Here is a 4,153-nt window from a genome sequence, read left to right as displayed (position 1 = left end):
CCCGGTGTCGCTGGCAAGGGGTGTGGGAAGCAGCGGAGCCGATGATGAATACCCGTTTCCGTTCGTGCCACGCGCCAACGGCAGCAGCAGGTAATACGAAAACCCGAACATCGTAACCTGCCTGCTCCAAGTCAATGAGCGTTTTGTCGAGCCCCATACGGAGGAAGCCAGCAACATTTTCTCCAAGCACCCAACGGGGCTGCAATTCCCGGATGACCCGCAGCATTTCGGGCCACAGGTAGCGTTCATCGTGGAAGCCGCGCTGCCGCCCTGCGGTGGAGAACGGCTGGCACGGGAAGCCACCTGAAATGAGGGTGACGGTGCGAAGTCCTGTTTTTTCAAAGAAAGCCTCCTTTGTTACAGTGGTGATGTCCTGAAAACGGGGCACTTCCGGCCAGTGGCTTGCCAGCACAGCGGCGGGAAATGCCGCCCACTCGCATTGACAGACAGAGGTAAACCCCGCTGCTTCCGCGGCAAGGTCGATGCCGCCGATGCCGGAAAACAAGCTGAAATGTGTTAAGCTCATAGCTCCACCACCTCGCTGAGCCGGGTGGTCATGATCTTATAGAGCTGGGTGTTTTTCGGGATGGGGTTGGAAAACGGAAGCACCACGTTTTCAAAAATCAGCAGTCCTTCGCCCGGTTCCGAATTGTCGATGTACTTCTGCTGGTCTGCGGAGAGGTTCAGCCGTTCCGAAAGGATTTTGCGGTCGCCGGATGCCTGATTCAGCAGCGTGATGAAGTCGCTGTTTTCCAGAATGTTCTCAATCTCCGGGGAAGAAAGAAGGTCCTTCACATTTTGGGTGGCACCTGTGGGCACGCCGCCCCATTTGCGGAAGCGCTTCCAAATCTCGGCACTGTACGCGGCGGTCTGTTCCTCTTTCAGCAAAAGGTGGAACTCGTCTGCAAAATACCATGTGGCCCGGCCTTGGCTGCGGTTCTGGGTGACGCGGCCCCATATCTGGTCTTGGATAATGAGCATCCCCACTTTTTTTAACTGTTTTCCTAACTCTTTGATGTCAAAGGCCACGAGCCGGTTGTGGATGTCCACATTCGTTTTGTGATTAAACAAATTCAGCGAGCCGGACACATACAAGTCCAATGCCTGCGCTACCCGGTCCGCTTCCGGCAAGTGCTGGTCGAGCAGGGCTTGGTGGAGGTCAGACAAAATCGGCATATTCTCCGGGCAGGGATTCGCCAGATAGGGGCGGTAGATGGCTTTCACGGCACGGTCTATCACGGTGCGTTCAATCGCTTCCAGACCTGTTTTGCCGCCCATGACCAGCTCACAGAACGACAGCACAAAATCCGATTTCAGGGCAAGCGGGCTATCATCCTCGGAGTAGTTCAGGTTGATGTCCAGCGGGTTCACATAGTCCTTGCTGGTGGGCGAAAGTTTGATGACCTGCCCATGCAGCCGCTTGACCAGCGGATAATACTCGGCCTCTGGGTCTGAAATAAAAATATCGTCAGCAGTCATTAAAAACACACTGACGATTTCGGACTTGCAGCTCATGGATTTGCCGCTGCCGGGCGTGCCCAGCTTCAAGCCGTTGGGACACCGGGCCTGCTTGCGGTCCAGCATGATCATGTTGTGGGATTTTGCGTTGATGCCGTAGTACATGGCCGCACCGCTCTGGAAAAGCTCCTGCGTTACAAAGGGCACGAACACCGCAACGTTGGAAGTGGTAAGGCTGCGCTGAATCTTTATTTGGTTGATACCCAGCGGCAGACTGGACACAAGGCCCTGCTCCTGCTGGTAGTCCAGCCGGACAAGAGAGCAGTTGTACTTCTGCGCCACGCCCGCCGCTTGGAACACATCGTTGCCCAGTTTTTGCTTGGTGTCGGCCACATTCAGCACTAAAAAAGTCAGAATGAAAAGCCGTTCGTTCCGGGTCTGCAATTTGTTCAGCAGCCTTTTGGCGTCCTCGCCGTAGGTGGCAAGGTCACTGGGGAGTATGTCCATGTCGTACCCGGAACGGACAGCCTTTTTCTGTTCCTGAATCTTCATAGCATCAAGGTCAGTGATTTTTCGTTTAATCGTCTTGATGGCCTCGGTCTGGTCGATGGCTTGCACATGGAGATTGACGAGAATGCCGCTTTCGGTTTTGAGAAAGTCGGCCAGCATTTCGTCCGAAAGTTCCGGCGCAAGGATTTGTAAAAAGCTCACAGCTCCATACTTGCCACCCAAACCAAAGGTCTTGGCCGTGCCGAAGCAGAGGGAGGATGGAGCCACAAAGTCCTTGGTGGACAGGCCGGAGGGTGCCAGCCAGTCCCAGTCAAAGCGGAACGGTTCGCCGTCCGGGTGGAAGATGCCGTGCAGCACCTCCAAACGTTCCCGCCCATCCATGACGTGTGCCACGCAGCCCATGGTCTTAAAGTAGCCCAGCAGATCAAGGCCAATGCGGGTCAGACGGGCCCGCGCTGTTTTCAGACTGTCGGCCTCGATGGTGAAGGTCAGGTATTTGGTTTTGACAATGCCGTTGTTGCCGCTGGCAAGCTGCTTTTGCAGGATGGCGGTGTACTCGGCGCGGATGTCGTCAAAATCATCCCCCTGCGGTGCGATCTCAAAACTTTTTGCGTACTGCACCGGGTCAACCTTGCGATTGAGAAAAGACAGCTGCACATGGATGGAAGCATCCACATAGTTGTACAGGTCGCACAGATGTTCAAAGATGGCGGTTCTTGTTTCCGGCTGGGCCAGCTGATAGCTGATGTCCTCAAAGGCAATGCACTTGGAGAATGTGCGTCGGTCAATGCGGCACACACCGTCCGGGTAGATGGCCTCATACGGGATGGTGGCCTGCGCCGTGCGGGGTTTACCATCCCCCTTGTACTTGCGGAGAACGGCATCAATTTCTTTTTTCTGGGCGCGGGTGAGCTTTTTGGGCTTTTCGGTTTCGCGGGGTGTCGTTTTTCTGGACAATGGCCTTTACCTCCTGTTCCATTTGGTATTGCCGCACAAGGGCGGCGTAAGCATTGTTGGTCTGATAGGGCCTTTCCTTGGGACGGATAAAGCAGCACTGAATCATTTGCTGAATCACTACTTCAAGGGGCTGGCCGTGCCGCTCGAACAGCGCGAACAGCAACCCCGGCAGCATGGCAAAAATCATCAGCAGGGCCGCCGCGCTGTTGGAAAGATAGTCCCGGGTCAAAAAATAAAGCGGCCCGCCCGTGAGGAGCGCGCCGCCGAAGCAGACCAGCTGCCGCTTGGTCAGCCCGAATAAGACTTTGGATTTTACATGGGTCAAATCTTTGGGAACGGTCACATACGCCATTCAAACGCTCCTTTCTCAATGGGCACCGAATACGGACTTGCTGATGCTGCCGGTCTTGAACAGACAAAAGCAGAGCAGCACAGTATAGCCCATGCAGCCCCAGATGGCCCCGGCAATGTCCGCTGCGCCTGAAATGTTGCGTATCAGCACCGCATAGATGCCAACGACAATCATAATCAGGAACGCTTGAAAACCCAGTGCCAGCAAAGACTTCAAATAATTCTGCCCGGTACTGCGCCACTCGCTGCTGCCCATGGTGGCAAGCGGGATAGGCCCCAGCGCGGTCACAACGTAAATCTCGATCATGCGGCCGTAGGTCACAAGGAAAATGCAGATGGACAGGATGTTCATGGTCAGGCCCACCACAAGGGTCTGGAACCACAGGCTGAGCAGGCTGCCGATGGTCATGCTTTCCAGCTGAAATTCCAGTCCGGGTATCAGGCGGTCAAAGTGGATGGACGTTTCGCCGATGATAACGCCGGAACTTTGATTGACAACGCTCTGGGTGGCATCGAACACACCCATAACGATATTCCATGTGTTGCTGACAATGAGGATGGCAAAAGCAGACTTGAAAATCCAGCGGAAGAACATGGAGGTGTCAAAGTCGTGCATATTGTTCTTTTCGGTAATCATCTGGATAAGCTCATGGCACATCACAAGGGCAAGGATGGCCGCTGCAATGGGCAGCACCACCGTTTCGGAAAGGCTGCGCAGCATATTGAAGATGCCGCTGTTCCACGCCTGCGGGGTAGAGCCGACATCCGAAGCGATTTCGCCCACCTTGGCATTTACGTTATCGAACAGACCGGAGAGGTTGCCCGTGATGCCATCTATCAAAATGCCTTTTATCCATTTCTCGATGATCTCACTAAT

The 4,153-nt window shown here is 54.6% G+C and carries 4 protein-coding genes; all 4 read right to left on the bottom strand.

The annotated features are described in order from the left end of the window. Window positions 1–526, bottom strand: a 526-nt coding sequence (gene dcm / locus DWV57_RS14165) for a DNA (cytosine-5-)-methyltransferase (protein WP_120021118.1), incomplete at its 3' end; no start/stop codon positions are given. Next, window positions 523–2,925: a VirB4-like conjugal transfer ATPase, CD1110 family gene (locus DWV57_RS14160; protein WP_120021117.1), complete on the bottom strand. Its 2,403-nt coding sequence runs from the start codon at window positions 2,923–2,925 to the stop codon at window positions 523–525. The genes dcm and DWV57_RS14160, both read right to left, overlap by 4 nt. Then, window positions 2,852–3,277 (bottom strand): PrgI family protein, encoded by a 426-nt coding sequence (locus DWV57_RS14155; protein WP_078784923.1) that lies wholly within the window; start codon window positions 3,275–3,277, stop codon window positions 2,852–2,854. Before DWV57_RS14155 ends, DWV57_RS14160 begins: the two co-directional genes overlap by 74 nt. A gap of 15 nt (window positions 3,278–3,292) precedes the next feature. Next, window positions 3,293–4,153, bottom strand: an 861-nt coding sequence (locus DWV57_RS14150; protein ID WP_243112373.1) for a VirB6/TrbL-like conjugal transfer protein, CD1112 family, incomplete at its 5' end; no start/stop codon positions are given.

Source organism: Faecalibacterium sp. AF10-46 (assembly GCF_003604105.1).
GTDB lineage: Bacteria > Bacillota > Clostridia > Oscillospirales > Ruminococcaceae > Faecalibacterium > Faecalibacterium taiwanense.
This window is presented reverse-complemented; position numbering and strand designations above follow the sequence as displayed.

What these genes read in the sequence shown, in the direction of transcription:
- DWV57_RS14155 (WP_078784923.1), bottom strand. Translation starts at nt 3,277, where the DNA reads ATGGCGTATGTGACCGTTCCCAAAGATTTGACCCATGTAAAATCCAAA.